The organism is Brevundimonas sp., assembly GCF_013912005.1.
Lineage (GTDB): Bacteria > Pseudomonadota > Alphaproteobacteria > Caulobacterales > Caulobacteraceae > Brevundimonas.
Genome location: NZ_JACESB010000026.1, coordinates 1 through 17,949 on the forward strand (window position 1 = coordinate 1; position 17,949 = coordinate 17,949).

Here is a 17,949-nt window from a genome sequence, read left to right on the forward strand (position 1 = left end):
GGGCGGGGGCGGCATCATCGGCGGCGGCGGGCCGTACATCGCGCTGCCGGCCGGAGCCGCGCGCGTCGGCCTGTCGAACTGGCGGCGGTCCTCCGGAAGCGTAAATCCGTAGGCCCGACAGGCGGCGGACGTGGCCTCGCCGTCCTGCGCCGGGGCCGGTCCCGGGGCGGCGAGCGCCGGTCGCGTCGTCGCCGGCGCCGCCAGCGCCAGGCACAGCAGCGCCGCCGTCGCGGCCTTTCCTTGATCGTGCCTCATCGGGACCTCCCCTGGTTGCATCGCCATTCAGGGGCGCAGCATCGGACCAAACTGTGGCCGCGGCTCCTGACGAAGTCTGATGCGCGGGCTGGCGCGTGGACCCCGGCGGCCCCACTATGCGCGTTCTCGAACACAGGGGGCGGGCGATGGCGGAACCCACCGGCGGACTGGAGCTGGGCCATGTCGCGGCCCTGCTGGGCGCGGCGGTGGTCGCCGTGCCCCTGTTCCGCCGGCTCAAGCTGGGCTCGGTCCTCGGCTACCTCGCCGCCGGTCTCGCCATCGGCCCCTTCGGCGTGGGCCTGTTCCGCGAGCCGGAGACCATCCTCCACGTCGCCGAGTTCGGCGTGGTCATCTTCCTGTTCATCATCGGCCTCGAGATGCGGCCCTCGCGCCTCTGGGGGCTCCGGCGGGAGATCTTCGGTCTCGGCGCCGCCCAGGTGGCGGTCGCCAGCCTGCTGCTCACCCTCACCGGCATGGCCGCCGGCCTCAGCGTCCCGGTCGCCTTCGTCGTCGCCTCGGGCTTCGTGCTCAGCTCCACCGCCGTGATCATGCAGATGCTCGACGAGCGCGGCGAACTGGCTTCGCCCGGAGGTCAGAGAGCCGTATCGATCCTGCTGCTCGAGGACCTGGCCATCGTGCCCCTGCTGGCGGTGGTCGCGGTGCTCGCCTCGGCCATGGGGCTGGCGGGGGAGGCGGGTCCGCCCCTGTGGCGCACCCTCGGCCTGGCGGCCGGGGCCGTCGTGCTGGTCTTCGTTTCCGGCCGCTACCTGATCAATCCGGTGTTCCGCATCCTCGCCCGCTACGGCGGGCGCGAGGTGATGACGGCCGCCGCCCTGCTGGTCGTGGTCGGGGCCGCCTGGCTCATGAACCTCGGCGGCCTGTCGATGGCGATGGGCGCCTTCCTGGCCGGCGTCCTGCTGTCGGAATCCAGTTTCCGGCATCAGCTCGAGGCCGACGTCGAGCCGTTTCGCGCCATCCTGCTCGGCCTGTTCTTCCTCAGCGTCGGCATGTCGCTGAACCTCGGCGTGGTGCTCGCCGACTGGCAGGTCATCGTCGGCGGGGTCATCGCCTTCATGGCCGTCAAGGCCGTGGCCATCTACGGCGTGGCCCGCCTGTTCCGGGCCCGCGAGCGCGAGGCGGTCGAACGGGCCGTGCTGTTCGCCCAGGGCGGCGAATTCGCCTTTGTGCTCTATGCTGCGGCCCTGTCCGCCGGCCTGTTCGACGCCCGCCTCGCCGCCTCCGCGACGGCCGTGGTCATCCTCTCGATGGTGCTGACGCCGCTGACCACCCTGGCGGTCGGCCGCTTCATGCCGCCGGACGCCATCGACCCTGACGCCGCCGACGGGGTCGACCGCGCGCGCGACCTGCGCGAGCGGGTGCTGATCATCGGCTTCGGCCGCTTCGCCCAGGTGGTGTCCCAGCCGCTGCTGGCCCGCGACGTCGACGTCTCGATCATCGATTTCGACGTCGAGATGATCCAGGCCGCGGGCGACTTCGGCTTCAAGGTCTACTACGGCGACGGCGCCCGCCTCGACGTGCTGCGCGCCTCCGGCGCCGGCGAGGCCGAGACCATCCTGGTCTGCGTCGACAAGCCCGAAGTCGCGGATCGCATCGTCGAGCTGGTCAAGGCCGAGTTCCCGCTGACCAAGCTGTTCGTCCGCGCCTTCGACCGCGGCCACGCCATCCGGCTGATGCAGGCCGGGGTCGAGTACCAGGTGCGGGAGACCTTCGAGAGCGCCCTGCTGTTCGGCCGGGAGGTGCTGCTCGACCTCGGCTTCGACGAAAACGAGGTCGACGAGACCCTAGCCGACGTGCGCCGCCGCGACCAGGAACGGTTCACCCTCCAGCTGGCGGGGGGCGACATCACCGCCGGTCGCCACCTGATGCGCGGCAATATCGCCACCACCCGGCCCGAGCCGTACGTCCGTCCGCGGCGCGAGGGGCGCGCGCTCAACGAGGAGGCGGCCGAGGCCCTGGCGGAGGACGAGGAACGCGAAAAGGCCGGCGTCTGACGACGCCGGCCCTCGCATCCGCTGTGGCGGTCCAGCCTACATCGAGGACTGGATCTGCTGGGCGCGCTGCAGGTGCGCCTCGATCTTCGGCGCCACCGAACGGGCGTGCGCCGCCAGCGGCGAATCGCTGTCGGCGAAGCCGCGGTGCAGGGTCAGGGCCTCCTGGTGGGCGGCGACCTGCTGATCGATGTAGGTGCGGTCGAAGGTCTCGGCCGAGGCCGAGCGCAGGTTGTCCAGCATGCCCTGGCGGCGCTCGTCCAGCTCGGTCGGGATCTCGGCCTCCGGCGCGGCCTGCGGCAGCATCGCCTTCATGGCGTTGGCGGCGGCCGTGTGATCGGTCTTGATCATCTGGGCCAGCTCGCGGATCTGGGCGTTCTGGGTGCGCTCGAGCGCGATGTCCGCCGCCATGATCTCGTACATGTCGCCCTCGGCGGCGTTCGAGATGTAGGCGCCCTGGGTGTTGGCGCCGAGCGTGGCGGCCGACATCTGGCCGACCGGGGCGGCGGCCATGTCCTGCGCCTGGTCGACGACCTCGGGGCTGCGTTCCTGCTGGCAGGCGGCGAGAAGGGCGGCGCAGGCGGCGCCGGCGAGAAGCGTTCTGATCATGGTTTCCTCCATCGGATGACCACCGAAACACGCCCCGTGCGGCGAGGGTTCCGGATTGGCGCCCCGTGGGGCTTTCGGTGTATGCAGCCGGCCCGATGGACCGCCGCCTCTCGATCGCCCCGATGATGGACTGGACCGACCGGCGCTGCCGGGCGTTCCATCGCGCCCTGACGGGCCGGGCGCTGCTCTACACCGAGATGGTCACCGCGCCGGCGGTGATCCACGGCGACCGCGAGCGGCTGCTGGGCTTCGATGAGCTCGAGCACCCGGTGGCGCTGCAGCTCGGCGGATCCGATCCCGGCCAGCTGGCCGAGGCGGCCCGGATCGGCGAGCAGTTCGGCTACGACGAGATCAATCTCAACGTCGGCTGCCCGTCCGACCGCGTGCAATCCGGCCGGTTCGGCGCCTGTCTGATGCGCGAGCCGGAGCTCGTGGCTGAGTGCATGGCCGCGATCCGCGAGGCGGTCTCCGTCCCCGCCACCGTCAAATGCCGGATCGGCGTGGATGACCAGGACCCGGAGGTCGCCCTGTTCGCCCTCGTCGACGCCTGCGCCACGGCCGGGGTCGAGGTCTTCATCGTCCACGCCCGCAAGGCCTGGCTGCAGGGCCTGTCGCCGAAGGAGAACCGGGACGTGCCGCCGCTCGACTACGCCCTCGTCCGGCGGCTCAAGCGCGAGCGGCCGCACCTGTCGGTCAGCCTGAACGGCGGCGTCGCCTCCCTGGACGAGGCCGAGGCTCACCTCGACGACGCCGACGGGGTCCGGCTGGACGGCGTAATGCTGGGCCGCGCCGCCTACCATGAGCCCGCCATCCTCGGGCAGGCGGACCGCCGCCTGTTCGGCGCCTCCATCCCTGACGTCGACGCCTTCGCAGCCATCGACCGCTACCGGCCCTATATGGCCGCCCGGCTGGAGGAGGGCGTTCCGCTCGCGGCCATGACCCGCCACATGCTCGGGTTGATGCACGGCCGGGCCGGGGCGCGGGCCTTCCGGCGCATCCTGACCGTCGAGGCCGTCCGGCCCGGCGCCGGGCTGGAGGTGGTGGACCGGGCGGTCGCCGCGGTGCGCGAGGCGGAGGCCCGGCAGGCGTCCGGCGCCGCCGCGGCCTGAGGCCGGGTGCGTCCCTGACGACACACTCCGCCCCCGGCGACGGTTAACCGGAGCCGCAGGGGGAACGCCGCGGCGCCGCTTCGCATTGGCCTGACAGGAGTCCGCCATGCCCAAGAGCCCGCCCGCCAAGCCTGACCTGCGCCTCGTCTCCTCGGAGGCCGCCGTCTACGACCTGATGCGGCAGCCGGAGAGCACCGCCGAGCGGGTCAAACGGCTTCAGCTCGAGGCCCGGGCCCTCGCGGTCGAGCAGGTGGAGGCGCTGGAGAAGGTGCTGCTGCAGGCGGCCGCCATGGCGAAGGAGATCGCCGACGGCGGCGATGCCTATCCCGTCGGCGCCCGCGAACTGGCGTCCCGGCTGAACGCCGACCTTCCCGCCAGGGCCGAGACGCTCAAGGCCATCGTCGGCCGGGCCCTCTAGGCGGGCTGCCGGCGACGCCCGCCGCGCAGACGGCGCGCCAGACGGAACACGACGATCGCCAGCACGACCAGCAACGCCGGCACCAGCACCGGCGCGAGGAAGGCCACGAGCACCGTCAGCGTCGCCAGCACGTCCTCGATCAGGGAGACGACCGGATTGCCGAGCCCGCCCGTGGTCGCGGTGGAGCCGACCCGCGCCCCGGTCTGGGCGGCGTTGAAGGCGAGGGCGGCGGGCGCGCCGACGATCAGCCCGGCCACGGCCGCCGTGGTCGGGTCGACCGCCCAGAACACGCTGCCCGCGGCCACCGCGCCGGCCAGCGGACGCGTCACATAGCCGACGGCGTTCAGGGCGTGGTCCACGGCCGGGATCTTGTCGCCCGCGAACTCGGCGACCGTGGCCGTGGCCAGCGCCGCCACCGCGGGCCAGGAGACTAGCCACTCCATCTGGTCGATCAGCCGCACGCCGAACAGTCCGAACTTCGCCGCCAGCGCCAGCATCAGCAGCGGGAGGAAGGTGCGCAGGCCTGTCGCCGACGCCAGGCCGAGGCCCAGCAGCGCCGGCAGCACCCAGGTCTGCAACGGTCCCGCCGCCGCGCCGATGGTCTCCAGTTCGAACCCGGACATGGCGGCTCCTCCGTCGCACCGACCGATAATGCGCGGGAACGGCCCGGTGCTCCAACCGCTTCTCCGGCGACGCACGCCAGGGAGAGCCTCGATGGATGACCGCTTTGAAAACCGCGCCGAACGGATCGCCGGGCAGGAGCGCAGGATCCAGGCCGGCATCGACGCGAAGGGGTCCGGCGGCGGGGGCGGCGAGGGCGCGGTCCAGGCCGGCGCGCGCCGCTACCCCGAACCGCCCTTCCCGGAACAGCACCAGCGCAAGCCCGGCGACGAGGCCGCGCTGGACCCGGCGCCGATGTACGACGCGCCGTTCTGGAAGGGATCCGGCAAGCTGGACGGCATGGCCGCCATCGTCACAGGCGGCGACTCCGGCATCGGCCGCGCCGTGGCGGTGCTGTTCGCCCGGGAGGGCTGCGACGTCGCCATCTGCCACCTCGACGAAACCCGGGACGCCGAGGACGCGAAGGCCGCGGTCGAGGCCGAGGGCCGCCGCGCCATCCTGCTCAAGGGCGACGTCGCCGATCCGGACTTCGGCGAGGCGGCGGTCCGGGCGACCCTCGACGCCTTCGGCCGCCTCGACGTGGTGGTCCCCAACGCCGCCTTCCAGGAGCACGTGGAGGCGCTCGAGGACCTGACGCTCGAGCATTTCGACCGGACGCTGAAGACCAACCTCTACGGCTACTTCAACCTGGTGAAGGCGGCGGTCCCGCACCTGAAGGCCGGCGGCTCCATCGTCATGACCGGTTCGGTGACGGGCCTGCTCGGCAACGAGAACCTGCTGGACTATTCGATGACCAAGGGCGGCATCCACGCCTTCGCCCGCTCCCTGGGCACGCACCTCGCGCCGCGCGGAATCCGGGTCAACGTCGTCGCTCCCGGTCCCGTGTGGACGCCGCTGAATCCCGCCGACCAGCCGGCGGAGAAGGTCGCGAAGTTCGGCGCCCAGACGGTGATGAAGCGGCCAGCGCAGCCGGAGGAGATCGCCCCGGCCTATGTCTTCCTCGCCTCGCCCCAGTGCTCCAGCTTCATCACCGGCGAGATCCTGCCGATCATCGGCGGCTACACCGGCGGCTGATCACGCCAGCACATCGTCGTACTCGGGGTGCCGGCGGTGCCACAGGACGGCGTAGCTGCAGCGCGGCTGCAGCTTCAGCCCCTCCTGCCGGGCGTGCGTCGCCAGCGCCTGCATGAAGCGGCCCGCGGCCCCGCCGCCCCGCAGGGCCGGATCGGCCTCGACATGGAGGATCACCCGCGTTCCGTCCCGCACCGCATAGTCGGCGAAGACCAGACGGGTGACGCCCTCGCTGTCGGCGAAGCCCTGCTCGAAACGGTGCTCGTCGCGCACGTCGCGAAAACCGGTCATCGGCTCCTCCCTCTGTCCAACAGCGGACACACGCAGAAGGACTGTGCGCGGGCGGACGTTCCGCTGTTCACGGGCATCGGTCGACCGCTGTGGCGCCCGCGCCTCAGGGCGCGCGGTCGCCCAGCAGGTTGATCAGGCCGAAGACGCTCTTCACCGTGAACCAGACGCTGATCAGGAACCACAGCAGGCCGAACAGCACCAGGAAGGGAATCCCGATCAGGACGACCGACATCACCACGCTGACGGCGATGGCGATCCAGCAGGCGATGGTCCACCAGAACACCGACCAGAACAGGCGGATCTGCGCGTCCAGGTGCTGCAGCGGCACCCCGCTGGCCGAGCTCCGCCCGGCGTAGGCGACGACCAGTCCGACCAGCACCAGAAGATTGGCGCTCGGGATCGACAGGATGTAGAGCGCCCAGCCCGCGAGCGCGGCGGCCTTGCCGTCGTCGCTGCGGGAAAGGTCGCGCTGCTCCGGGGGCGTATGGGCCATCTCGTCTCTCCTCAGATCCACCAGCCGCGGGGACTGGCGATCGCCCGCCCCGATTTGAGCGCCCAGACTCCCGCCGCGCCCCGGATCACCGTCCACAGGGCCAGTCCGAACAGCAGGGGCACGCCGAGGGCGAAGGGCGCGGCCAGCAGGATGACGCCCATCACCGCGACCACGGCCGCCGTCCACAGGGTGCGCTGCTGGTAGATGAAGTGGGTCCGGGCCTCGGCCTCCTCCGGCCCGGGCCGCCCCGTGACCGCCACCAGTCCCACCAGCGCCGAGACGCCGAGGGTCGGCACCGCGAACAGGATGAGGGCGTAGATGGCGTACAGGTTCGCGCCTCCGGCCAGCGAGGGCGGCGTCTCGCGGCGCCGGCCCGGGCTGCGGAATTCCGGCGACGGCTCGAAGATCGAGCTCGCGCGGATCGGGTGCGGCCGGGAGACCGCCTGGCTCTCCGCGGGCTCCGGGCGCGCCGGCTCCGGGCGCGCCGGCTCCGGACTCGCCGGCTCCGGCTCCGCCGCCGGCTCATCCTCCCGCGCCGGCGCGACCTCGCGGGGGCGTCCCTGCAGCGACTCCGCCGAGGCGAAACCGATCAGGGCGTCGTCGTCGTCCGCGTTTCGGGGCTCGCCGGTCTCGGCCATCGGGGATCCTTCAGCTCGACCTCAGGTATGACCGCCCCGTCCGCGCGGCGCAACCGGCGGCGGCCTCAACGGCCCAGCACCACCTCGCAGCCGGCCGCCGCGGCCCCGGGCAGCGCGCCGGGCTTCTCGATGCGCACCGCGCAGCGCCGCACCCGTCCGTCCTCCAGACAGGCGGCCGCCAGGCGCGCGGCGAAGGTCTCCACCAGCCCGACATGACCCTCGGCCGCGATCGCCCGCGCCGCCGCGGCGATGGTCTCGTAGTTCACCGTGTCCGCCAGCCGCTCGACCACCTGCGGATCCAGCGTCAGGCTGACGTCGATGACCAGCCGCTGCAGCCGCCCCTGTTCGTGATCGTAGACCCCGATCCCGGCCTCGATCTCCAGCCCGCGCACGAACACGGCCAGGCCCTCCGGCGCCGGCGGCGTCGCGGCGGGGAAGGGGAGGGGGGACGATGCGGCCACGGGCCTACTCCAGGATGTCCGGGGTCTTCCAGGCCAGATGCTGGCCCCCGTCGACGGCGATCATCTGCCCGGTCACGAGCTCGGCGTCCACCAGCCAGCGCACGGCCGCCGCGACGGCCTCCGGGCTGCCCGGCCTCTGCAGCAGGGTCCCGGCCGCCTCCGCCGCGAACTCCGCCTCGCTCTGGTGCACCGACGGCAGGGTCGGCCCCGGGCCCACCCCGTTGACCCGGATGCGCGGCGCCAGCGCCTGCGCCAGGGTGCGGGTCGCCCACCACAGGGCGCTGCGCGACAGGGCGTAGGAGAAGAAGCGCGGGTCCGGCTTCAGCACCCGCTGGTCCAGCAGGTTGACGATGCAGCCGCCGCCGGCCGCCGCCGCGGCGAAGGCCTCCGCCAGCACCACCGGCGCCCGCAGGTTGGTCTCCATGTGCCGGTCCCAGGTGGCGCGGTCCAGCGCGCCGACCCGGTCGTCCTCGAAGGCCGAGGCGTTGTTGACCAGCACGGTCAGCGGACCGACAGCCTCGGCGGCTGCAGGGATCAGCGCCTGCGCCTCCGCCTCGACGGCGAGGTCGGCGCGCACCGTCGCGGCGCGGCGGCCCAGCGACCGCACCTCCCCGGCCACGGCTTCCGCCGCATCGGCCGACGAGCGGTAGTGGATGGCGAGATCGAAACCGGCCCGGGCCAGCTCGAGACAGATGGCCCGCCCGATGCGCCTGCCGCCGCCGGTGACCAGCGCGGCCCCGCGGCGGCCGGCCGGATCAGTCAACCCGGCCGAACTCGACGAAGTTGATCAGGGCGAGGACGGCGACGAAGCCGAGGATGATGGCGAGGGCCAGCATGGGGTGCTCCTTGTTCGCCCCGGCAATAGAGCGGCGGAGCCGCGGGTTCAAGGCTGTCGCCTCGCTCCCGGCGTGCTAGCCAGCGTGCATGAACCCCTCCCTCCTCGCCATCCTGGCCGTGGTCGTCGGCGGCGCCGCCACCGCCCTGCAGGCCCCGACCAATGCGAAGCTCATGGGCGCCGTCGGTTCGCCGGTGAACGCCGCCCTGATCTCCTTCGCCGTCGGGACCGCCGGGCTGGCGGTGCTGGCGCTGTTCCTGCAGGCGAAGCCCGACATGGCCGCGGCGCGCGCCCTGCCGTGGTACGCTTGGGTCGGCGGCCTGTACGGCGCCATCTTCGTGGTCGCCGCCGCCTGGGGCGTGCCGCGCCTGGGCGTCGCCACCACCATCACCCTGATGGTCGCCGGCCAGCTGCTGCTCAGCATCCTGCTCGACCATTTCGGCGTCATGGGCATCCCGAAGCAGCCGCTCAACCTCGGCCGCATGGCGGGCGTGGCGCTCGTCGTCGCCGGCGTTGTTATGGTTCGCCGCTTCTAGGCCTATATCCGTGGCGATGACCGAGGAGCCGCTTCCCGCCGATTCGCTGAAGGCCGCCGACCTGATCCGCGACGAGGCCCGGCGCGCGCCGGACAAGCCCGGCGTCTACCGGATGTACGGCGAGGACGGGACCTGCCTCTACGTGGGCAAGGCGCGGTCGCTGAAGAAGCGCATCCTGCAGTACGCCCAGGGCCGCTTCCACACCCAGCGCATCGGCCTGATGGTCTCCCTGACCCGCTCGATGGAGCTGGTGGTCACCGCCTCCGAGACCGAGGCCCTGCTGCTCGAGTCGAACTTCATCAAGAAGCTCAAGCCGCGCTTCAACGTGGTGCTGCGGGACGACAAGTCGTTCGCCGAGCTGATGATCCGGCGCGACCACCGCGCGCCCCAGGTGCGCAAGCACCGCGGCGCCCACACCCTGAAGGGCGACTATTTCGGACCCTTCGCCTCGACCTGGGCGGTCAACCGCACCCTGACCACCCTGCAGAAGGCCTTCCTGCTGCGCTCCTGTTCGGACAGCGTCTACGAGACCCGCACCCGCCCCTGCATGCTGCACCAGATCAAGCGCTGCTCGGCGCCCTGCACCGGCCTGATCTCGCTGGAGGACTACGGCCAGCTCGTGGACGAGGCCGAGGCCTTCCTGCGCGGCCGCTCCCGCGCGGTGATCGGCCGGCTGTCGCAGGAGATGCAGGCGGCCTCCGACGCCATGGACTTCGAACAGGCCGCCCGCGTCCGCGACCGCATCCGCGCCCTCTCGGCCATCTCCATGGAGAACTCGGTCAGCGCCGAGGGCGTGGCCGAGGCCGACGTCTTCGCCCTGCACTCGGACGGGGGGCAGGCGTGCGTGCAGGTGTTCTTCTACCGCGGCGGACAGAACTGGGGCGGCCGGGCCTACTTCCCGCGCGTCGACCGCGCCGACACGGACCCGGAGATCCTCGCCGCCTTCCTCGGCCAGTTCTACGAGGACAAGCCCGTGCCGCGGCAGATCCTGACCAATGTGCGGCCGCACGAGAAGGAGCTGCTGGAGGAGGCCTTCTCGCTGAAGGCGAAGACCGTCGACGGCCGCCGCGTCGTGACCATCGAGCTGCCGCAGCGGGGACCGCGCCGGGCGCTGGTCGACCACGCCCTCACCAACGCCCGCGAGGCGCTGGGCCGACGCATGGCCGAGAGCTCGGCCCAGGGAAAGATCCTCGACGAGGTCTGCGAAGCCTTCGGCCTCGAGGCCAGGCCGGAGCGGATCGAGGTCTACGACAACTCGCACATCCAGGGGACCAACGCCGTCGGCGGCATGATCGTCGCCGGGCCCGAGGGCTTCCGGAAGACCCAGTACCGCAAGTTCAACATCCGCGGCGACGAGCTCACGCCCGGCGACGACTACGGCATGATGCGCGAGGTGCTGCGCCGCCGCTTCGGCCGGCTGGCGAAGGAGGAGGAGGCCGGCGAGGAGGTCGAGCGCCCCGATCTGGTGCTGATCGACGGCGGCGCCGGCCAGCTGGCCGAGGCGGTGGCGGTGATGGCCGAGCTGGGCCTGCACGACATCCCTGTGGTCGGCGTGGCCAAGGGGCCCGACCGCGACGCCGGGCTGGAGCGCTTCTTCATTCCCGGCAAGCCGCCCTTCATGCTGCCGCTGAAGTCGCCGGCCCTCTACTACCTGCAGCGGCTGCGCGACGAGGCCCACCGCTTCGCCATCGGCGCCCACCGCACCCGCCGCTCGATGGACATCAAGAAGAACCCGCTCGACGAGATCGAGGGCGTCGGCCCCGGCCGCAAGAAGGCCCTGCTGCACGCCTTCGGCTCCGCCAAGGGCGTCGGCCGCGCCTCGGTGGTCGACCTGGTCAAGGTCGAGGGCATCAACCAGGCGCTCGCCGAACGCATTCACGCCTTCTTCCGCAAGGCCTGACCGACTCTGGCCAACCGCGGGTTCCGTGCTACGACCTCGACGGGAGTTGGGGGGTCAGATGAACGTGCGGTGGATTGCGGCGCTCGCGGCGTCGGTGGCGATGCTGGCCGGACCGGTCGCGGCGCAGGAGGTCGAACGGGCCCCCGTTCCCTCCTGGGTGCAGGCGCGCTCCATTGAAACGGCCTCCGCCCCGGTTGGCGACGCCGCCGTCCGCGTCCTCGCGGTCGACCGGCAGATCCGCTTCGACGCCGAAGGCGTGCACGCCTACACCCTGCAGCGCTATCAGGTTCTGACGCGTCAGGGTCTGGGCAGCGTCGGCACCGTCAGCCTGGTCTGGAGCCCGCCCCATCAACGGGTCGAGGTTCACGCCCTGCGCCTGATCCGCGGCGAGCAGACCATCGACGTGCTGGAGACCCAGCAGTTTGAAACCCTGCGGCGCGAGGACAACCTCGAATCCGCCATGCTGGACGGTCGACTGACCGCCACGCTGCAGCCGCGCGACGTTCGCGTCGGCGACATTGTGGAGTTCGCCTTCTCCACGCACGACGCCATGGGAGCGCTCGCCCCTCACCTCGAGGCTTTCGACGGCCTCGGAGCGGGTCAGCAGCTCGACCGGTACAGCCTGCGCGCCACCTGGTCGAACGACCATCCGCTGCGGGTCGCCGCGTCCGCGCCGTGGGCGGATGTCCGCCCGCGGCGGTCCGGCGGCGAGTGGCTGTACGAGATCGAGTCCCGCAATCTGACTCCGGAGCAGGTTCCGCAGGATCTGCCGGTCCGCTTCGCCATCTCCCGAACGGTCCAGTTCACGGACTTCCAGTCCTGGGCGGACGCCTCCCGGCTGATGGCGCCGCTGTACGAGCGGACGGCGGTGCTGGAGCCGGATTCGCCCCTGCTGGCCGAGATCGAACGGATCCGGCGCGAGAATGACAGCGATGCGGCCCGCGCGATGGCGGCGCTCCGGCTCGTGCAGGACGAGGTCCGCTACCTCGCCCTCGCCATGGGCGAGGGCAACTATGTGCCCACGCCGGCCGACGAGGTCTGGCGCAGCCGCTTCGGCGACTGCAAGGGCAAGACCGTCCTCCTCCTGGCCCTGCTCGAGGGCCTCGGGATCGACGCCGAGCCGGTCCTGGTCAGCACCCGGTGGGGCGACGGTCTGGAGGGCCAGCTCCCGCTTCTCGCCTGGTTCGACCACGTGATCGTGCGCGCCCGCATTGATGGCCGGTCGTACTGGATGGACGGCACCCGCATCGGGGACCGCAGCCTCGCCGGCCTGATCCCGCCGCCGTATCGCCAGGCCCTGCCGGTGCGCGCCGAGGGGGCGGAACTGGAGCCGATCGTCCAGCCGCCGCTGACCACGCCGCTGATGGAGGTGATCGCCGACATGGACGCCCGCGACGGGCTCGATGCGGAGGCGCCGATGGTCGTCGACATGGTGTCGCGCGGCGACTTCGCGACGGTGTTGCGCAGCCAGCTGGGCGCCATTCCCCCCGACCAGCTCGAGGCGATGCTGAAGTCGGAGTGGGGCGGAGAGGACGCCGGCGTCACCATCGAGAGCGTCGAGTCCCGCTACGACGAAGCGGCCAACGAGCTTCACCTGATCATGCGCGGCAAGACCCGGCTCAGCTGGGTCAACGGGCCGGCGGGCCGGATCATGGCCATTCCCGGCACGGCGCTCGTGCTGCCGACACGCGAGGAACGGCGGGGCGTTCTCGCATCCTTCGCGGATCGACCCTACGCCATCGAACACCCGGTCATGAACCGGTCGGTGGTCAGGGTGGCGCTGCCCCGCGAAGGCCGCGGCTTCCTGCTGGAGGGCGGCGACCAGACCCTCGAGGGCGCCGGCTACCGGCTGGAGCGGAGCGGGCGCCTCGTCGACGGCGTGGCCGAGATCTCCATGACCACCATGACCCTGGCGCCTGAGGTGTCTGCGGCGGACATGGCGGCGGCCCGCACCCGCGCCGAAACGGCCGCGGCCCTGCCGCTGCGCCTGCGGGCCCCGGCGGACTACGCCGCGACGGACGCAGACCGGGCGCGCCGGGAGGCGGGCGACAGCGATGTCGCCGATCTGATCGAGCGCGCCGACCGTCTGTCCGACGTGGGCGACTACGAAGGGGCCCTGGCGCTGCTGGACGCGGCCCTCGAGCGGGAGCCCGAGAACGCCGACGCCCTCAAGGCGCGGGGCGGCGCCCGGTACGCCGCGCGCGACTACGAAGGCGCCCGCGCCGACTATGACCGGGCGGTGGATCTGGACCCGGCCGATCAGGCCGCGGCCGCGGCCCAGGGCATCGTCGCCTATGCGCAGGCCACGTATGACGAGGCGGTGGTGAGCCTCTCGGTGGCCTTGCGCCTCGACCCGGCGGACACCGCGGCGCTGGCCATGCGTGCGGCCGCCTACTACCAGCTTGGCCGGCCGGAACGCGCGCTTGCGGACTATCGCGCCCTGCGGACCGCGGCGCCCGACGACCCCGAGGGCGTCGCCGGCGAACTGAAGTCCCTGATCCGGCTGAACCGGACCGAGGAGGCGCGCACCGTCGTCGCCGGCCGCCTTGAAGAGGACGCCGCCGACGCGACGGCGCTCGACGCCCTCGTGCGCCTGCAGAAGCGGGCCGGGGCGCCCGAGGCGGCTCTGGGTCCCCTCGACGCCGCCCTCGCCGAGGCGCCGCAGTCGATCCGGCTTCTCGGCCTCCGCGGCCGGGTCCGGGCGCTGACCGGCGATGCGGAGGGGGCCCGCGCCGACTTCGCCGCCCTGCGCCAGCTCGGCGTCGGCGATCCCGTGCTCCGGAACGACGTCTGCTGGGTGCAGGCGCTTGAAGCCTTCGACCTGGAGCAGGCCCTGGCGGACTGCGACGTCGCGGTCGCCTCCGGCGAGGCGGCCTTCATCGACAGCCGGGCCATGGTCCTGCTTCAGATGGAGCGCTACGAGGAGGCCCGCGCCGAGTACGAGCGGGCGCTGACGGGCGATCCCGATCTCCCGGCCTCCCTGTTCGGTCGGGGCCTCGCGCGGCGGGCGCTGGGCGACGCCGACGGCGCCGCGGATATCGCCCGCGCCCGGGCCCGGGACGTCGATGTGGCGGAGGACTTCGAGGTCTTCCTCGCGCGCCACCCTGAACTGGCGGACTGACGGGGCTGGCGCGGCGCGCGGGTTTGAGGCATGGCGCAAGGCATGACGGACGCTCTCGATCAACTGCTCGCCGGCTACCGGCGCTTCCGGGAAGGACACTGGGCCGAGGCTCGCGCCGAGTATGAGGCGCTCGCCGCCGACGGCCAGAAGCCGCACACCCTGGTGGTGGCCTGCTCCGACAGCCGCGCCGATCCCGCGCTGATCTTCGACGCCGCCCCCGGCCAGCTGTTCGTGGTGCGCAACGTCGCCAACCTCGTGCCCCCCTACCAGCCGGACGGACAGCTGCACGGCGTCTCCGCGGCGCTGGAGTTCGGGGTCAAGGTGCTCGGCGTCTCGCGCATCGTGGTCATGGGCCACGCCCACTGCGGCGGGGTGAACGCCATGCTGCACGGCGCCCCGGACAGCTGCCGCGACTTCGTGGCGCCCTGGGTCGCCCAGGCCGGACCGGTGGTCCGCATGGTCTGCGAGAGCTTCCCGGCCGAGGAGGCGGGCCGGCTGGCCGAGGAGACCGTGGTCCGCCTGTCGATCGAGAACCTGCGCACCTTCCCGTGGATCGCCGAGCGCGAGGCGGCCGGCGCCCTGACCCTCAGCGGCCTGCACTTCGGCATCGCCGACGGCGTCCTGCGCGCCCTGCAGGGACCCGGACGGTTCCGGCCGCTGGACTGACGGCTCGCTTCATGCAGCGAAGCGTGGCAGATCGGCGTTGAAGCAGGATGACGCCGATGACCCCCGCCCCGCACGCCAATCCGATCCCGAACATCCTCACCGGCCTGCGGCTGGTGGCGGGCGTGGTGATGTTCCTGATCCTCGCCGGCGCGACCGGCGGGGTGCCGATCCTGTCGGCCTACCTCAGCCCCGAGGACCAGTTCGCCCTGTACCGGGCGGCGTTCTGGATCTTCGTGGTCGCCGCCTCCACCGACTGGGTCGACGGCTTCCTCGCCCGGCGGTGGCACGCGACCACCCGCTGGGGCGCCATCCTCGACCCCATCGCCGACAAGGTGCTGGTCACCGGCGCCATCCTGGGCGTCCTGACCTCCGGCTCGGTGCCCCAGATCGCCATCCCCTGCGGCCTGATCCTGTTCCGCGAGTTCGCCGTCTCGGCCCTGCGCGAGACCGTGGCCGGCAAGGTCAAGCTGCCCGTCACCCTGCTGGCCAAGTGGAAGACCACCCTGCAGCTCGTCGCCCTCGGCGCCCAGCTGCTGGCCCGCAACTGGGACGGCTTCGGCTGGGACTTCGAGTACCTCGACGAGTTCCAGCTGTTCGCCGACGTGCTGATCTGGGCCGCCGCCGTGGTCACCGTCTGGACCGGCTGGCAGTACTTCTCCAAGGCGCAGCAGAAGATGCGGCAGCTGTAGTCAAGGGATGAGGGAAGAGGGAACAGGGATGAGAACGCGATGAGAAGGCGGTGACGTCACCCCATCCCTCATCCCTCATCCCTGTTCCCTCATCCCCCACTCCTCGCCTCTCACTCCGCCCCCAGCTCGTCCACCAGCCGCTGCATGCCGTAGACGTCGCGCAGGGCGGTGGTGATCGCCCCCGTGGCCACGATCACCGAGCGGTTGACGTTCCGGTCGTAGCCATAGGCGTTGCGCTGGGTCAGGACGGTGGAGTCGAAGTTGGCCCCGACGATCTCGCCCGCCTCGTTGACCACCGGCGACCCGGAAGAGCCCCCGATGGTGTCCGACGACACAGCCATGTTCAGCACGGTGGCGGGCTCGATCCGGTCCTTCGCCGCCAGCAGCTTCGGAGCCACGTCGAACGGCGGGGCGCCCGTGGCGCGGTCCCAGAGGCCGCCGAAGGTGGTGAAGGCGCCGAAGCGCTGGCCGGGAACGTCGGACCCCTCGATCAGGCCGTAGGTCAGGCGCAGGGTGCCGGTGGCGTCCGGATAGACGCTGTCGCCGTAGGCCTGGAAGCGCAGGGCGGCCAGCTGCTCCGAGGCGCGCGCCGTCGGCGCCTCGACCGTCTCCTCCCACGCGGCCCGGATCGCCCGGGTCTCGTCCTGGATCGACAGCAGGTAGCGGATCATCGGATCGTCCGACGCCTCGACGGCGGCGAGGCCGCCCTCCCACAGCGCCCGGCGCACGGCCGGATCGGCCAGCCGCGAGCCCTCCACCAGCCGGGCCGACAGCTGCTCCGGCGACTCGCGTCCCAGCAGGGCCTGCACCCGCGGATCGTCGACCGTCAGCCACTCGCGCGTCTTCGACAGCCACCACTCCAGCCGCACCTGTTCCAGCGACGGATAGACCGGCCGCTCGGCGAACAGGCCCGACTGCACCGCCGCCAGCCGGCTGTCGGCGTATTCCGGCAGGCGCTCCGCCGACGGCTTCTCCCGCTCCTGCGCCGCCCGCACCAGCGTCCGGGCCCAGCTGAACAGCTGCGACCCGCCGCCGGGAGAGGTGGTGCCCAGACCCGTGCCGCCTTCCAGCAGCGCCATGGCCGGGTAGAGCTCGCGCGCCGCCGGCTGCACCCCGGCCAGCGCGCCCCACGGATCGCCGGCACCGGCGATCGATCCGGCGCGGCGGCGGAAGTCCGCCTCCTGCTCCGCCTTCATGCGCATGAAGCCCGGATCGACCAGCGCCGCCATCCGCCCCCGCCCGCGCTTGTAGGTGTTCTCCAGCCCGACGATCGGGTCCATGGCGATGAAGGCGTTCTCCTCGCTCTCCTCCGAGAAACGGATCAGCCGCCCGCGCAGCTCGGAGGCGATCAGCTGGTCCAGCGGCAGCACCACGTCGCGCAGCGTCATCAGCTGGTCCATGGTCAGCAGGCGCTGGGTCGCGCCCGGGCTGCCGGAGACGAACACCGGCGTCCCCTCGACCGGCCGGCCCGCGTTCCAGGTGAAGTGGGTCGGCGTCGCCACCGGCTGGCCGTCCTCGTACAGCCGGACGAAGGCCGCATCGATGGCGAAGCGCGGGAAGCTGAAGTTGTCGAGATCGCCGCCGAAGGTGGCCGCGCGGTCCTCCGGCGCCCAGGCCAGGCGCACGTCGGTGTAGCGGCGGTAGCGGTACAGCTTGAACTGGCCGCCGCGGTACAGGCTGACCACCTGGCAGCGCATCTTCGGATCGTCGCCGCAGCCCTCCTGCTCGATCCGCCCCGCCTCGGCGTCGCGGGCGCGGGTGAAGGCCTGACCTTCAAGGCCGGCCCCCGCGGCCTGCATGCGGTCGGTCACGTCGACGATTTCCGTCAGGATCTCGGCCGACCCGCCGGGGCACTTCAGCTCCTCCTCGCGGGTCCGGGGCGTGAAGCCCGTCTCGGCGTAGTTGACCGCCTGGGTCGACAGGTTGGCCACGCAGCTGGCGACGCAGTGGTTGTTGGTCAGCACCAGCCCCTCGCCGGACACCAGGCCCGCCGAGCAGCCGCCGAACTTGACCGACGAGAGCCGCACCCGGTCCAGCCACGCCTGGTCGATGTTCGTGCCCAGCGTCTGGTTGGCGCGCGCGATCGGGAAGTTGTCGAAGGTCCACATGCCTTCCTCCGCCCGGGCGCCCGAGGCGGCGGCGAAGGCGAGGACGGCGACGGAGGCGGCGAGGGGAAGGCGCATGCTGGTCTCCTTCCTTCTCCCCGTGCGGGAGAAGGCGTCATGCG

The 17,949-nt window shown here is 72.3% G+C and carries 18 protein-coding genes and 1 pseudogene; 9 read left to right on the plus strand and 10 right to left on the minus strand.

Annotated elements, in window-relative coordinates:
* A pseudogene (locus H2038_RS13240) lies at positions 1–255 on the minus strand (VWA domain-containing protein); the annotation flags it as partial.
* Positions 256–401: 146 nt separating this feature from the next.
* On the opposite strand from H2038_RS13240, the gene H2038_RS13245 reads away from it, so the two are divergent.
* The gene (locus H2038_RS13245) at positions 402–2,267 is read left to right on the plus strand and encodes a monovalent cation:proton antiporter-2 (CPA2) family protein (protein WP_292114101.1); all 1,866 of its coding nucleotides are present in this window, start codon (positions 402–404) and stop codon (positions 2,265–2,267) included.
* Between the two features lie 36 nt (positions 2,268–2,303).
* On the opposite strand, the gene H2038_RS13250 is transcribed toward H2038_RS13245, so the two are convergent.
* A complete protein-coding gene (locus tag H2038_RS13250) occupies positions 2,304–2,873 on the minus strand; it encodes a DUF4142 domain-containing protein (protein WP_292114104.1) in 570 nt (189 codons plus the stop codon).
* 95 nt (positions 2,874–2,968) lie between these two features.
* Between H2038_RS13250 and dusA the strand changes: the two genes are divergently transcribed.
* Together dusA and H2038_RS13260 are read left to right on the plus strand one after the other, a co-directional pair.
* Entirely contained in the window at positions 2,969–3,982 is a 1,014-nt protein-coding gene (dusA, locus tag H2038_RS13255; RefSeq protein WP_292114105.1) for a tRNA dihydrouridine(20/20a) synthase DusA, read from the plus strand.
* Between the two features lie 106 nt (positions 3,983–4,088).
* Positions 4,089–4,400: a hypothetical protein gene (locus H2038_RS13260; protein ID WP_292114108.1), complete on the plus strand. Its 312-nt coding sequence runs from the start codon at positions 4,089–4,091 to the stop codon at positions 4,398–4,400.
* Here H2038_RS13260 and H2038_RS13265 read toward each other — a convergent pair.
* A complete protein-coding gene (locus H2038_RS13265) occupies positions 4,397–5,023 on the minus strand; it encodes a DUF4126 domain-containing protein (protein WP_292114111.1) in 627 nt (208 codons plus the stop codon). The genes H2038_RS13260 and H2038_RS13265 overlap by 4 nt on opposite strands.
* A 91-nt stretch (positions 5,024–5,114) precedes the next feature.
* Between H2038_RS13265 and H2038_RS13270 the strand changes: the two genes are divergently transcribed.
* Positions 5,115–6,095 (plus strand): SDR family oxidoreductase, encoded by a 981-nt coding sequence (locus H2038_RS13270; protein WP_292114114.1) that lies wholly within the window; start codon positions 5,115–5,117, stop codon positions 6,093–6,095.
* On the opposite strand, the gene H2038_RS13275 is transcribed toward H2038_RS13270, so the two are convergent.
* The 6 genes from H2038_RS13275 to H2038_RS13300 form a co-directional block, all read right to left on the minus strand.
* Positions 6,096–6,383: a GNAT family N-acetyltransferase gene (locus H2038_RS13275; RefSeq protein WP_292114117.1), complete on the minus strand. Its 288-nt coding sequence runs from the start codon at positions 6,381–6,383 to the stop codon at positions 6,096–6,098.
* Between the two features lie 103 nt (positions 6,384–6,486).
* A complete protein-coding gene (locus H2038_RS13280; RefSeq protein ID WP_292114119.1) occupies positions 6,487–6,876 on the minus strand; it encodes a hypothetical protein in 390 nt (129 codons plus the stop codon).
* Positions 6,877–6,887: 11 nt separating this feature from the next.
* Positions 6,888–7,514 carry a hypothetical protein gene (locus tag H2038_RS13285; protein WP_292114123.1) on the minus strand — a complete coding sequence of 209 codons (627 nt, stop codon included), beginning with the start codon at positions 7,512–7,514 and terminating at the stop codon, positions 6,888–6,890.
* A gap of 65 nt (positions 7,515–7,579) precedes the next feature.
* Positions 7,580–7,918, minus strand: coding sequence for a dihydroneopterin aldolase (folB, locus tag H2038_RS13290; RefSeq protein WP_292114190.1), 339 nt, complete (start codon positions 7,916–7,918; stop codon positions 7,580–7,582).
* A 61-nt stretch (positions 7,919–7,979) separates the two neighbouring features.
* Entirely contained in the window at positions 7,980–8,738 is a 759-nt protein-coding gene (locus H2038_RS13295) for an SDR family oxidoreductase (RefSeq protein WP_292114126.1), read from the minus strand.
* A complete protein-coding gene (locus H2038_RS13300) occupies positions 8,731–8,862 on the minus strand; it encodes a hypothetical protein (protein ID WP_292114129.1) in 132 nt (43 codons plus the stop codon). Before H2038_RS13300 ends, H2038_RS13295 begins: the two co-directional genes overlap by 8 nt.
* A gap of 37 nt (positions 8,863–8,899) precedes the next feature.
* Between H2038_RS13300 and H2038_RS13305 the strand changes: the two genes are divergently transcribed.
* The 5 genes from H2038_RS13305 to pgsA are packed head-to-tail and all read left to right on the plus strand — an operon-like array spanning position 8,900 to position 15,722.
* Complete coding sequence (locus H2038_RS13305; RefSeq protein ID WP_292114131.1) at positions 8,900–9,346, plus strand: DMT family transporter; 447 nt, start codon at positions 8,900–8,902, stop codon at positions 9,344–9,346.
* 16 nt (positions 9,347–9,362) lie between these two features.
* Complete coding sequence (gene uvrC / locus H2038_RS13310) at positions 9,363–11,246, plus strand: excinuclease ABC subunit UvrC (protein WP_292114193.1); 1,884 nt, start codon at positions 9,363–9,365, stop codon at positions 11,244–11,246.
* A gap of 58 nt (positions 11,247–11,304) precedes the next feature.
* Positions 11,305–14,367 (plus strand): DUF3857 domain-containing protein, encoded by a 3,063-nt coding sequence (locus tag H2038_RS13315; RefSeq protein WP_292114134.1) that lies wholly within the window; start codon positions 11,305–11,307, stop codon positions 14,365–14,367.
* Between the two features lie 42 nt (positions 14,368–14,409).
* Positions 14,410–15,033 (plus strand): carbonic anhydrase, encoded by a 624-nt coding sequence (locus H2038_RS13320; protein ID WP_292114137.1) that lies wholly within the window; start codon positions 14,410–14,412, stop codon positions 15,031–15,033.
* 56 nt (positions 15,034–15,089) lie between these two features.
* Positions 15,090–15,722, plus strand: a complete 633-nt coding sequence (gene pgsA, locus H2038_RS13325) for a CDP-diacylglycerol--glycerol-3-phosphate 3-phosphatidyltransferase (protein ID WP_292114140.1) — start codon at positions 15,090–15,092, stop codon at positions 15,720–15,722.
* A gap of 110 nt (positions 15,723–15,832) precedes the next feature.
* On the opposite strand, the gene H2038_RS13330 is transcribed toward pgsA, so the two are convergent.
* Positions 15,833–17,905, minus strand: a complete 2,073-nt coding sequence (locus H2038_RS13330) for a S46 family peptidase (protein ID WP_292114142.1) — start codon at positions 17,903–17,905, stop codon at positions 15,833–15,835.
* Between the last annotated feature and the right edge of the window lie 44 nt (positions 17,906–17,949).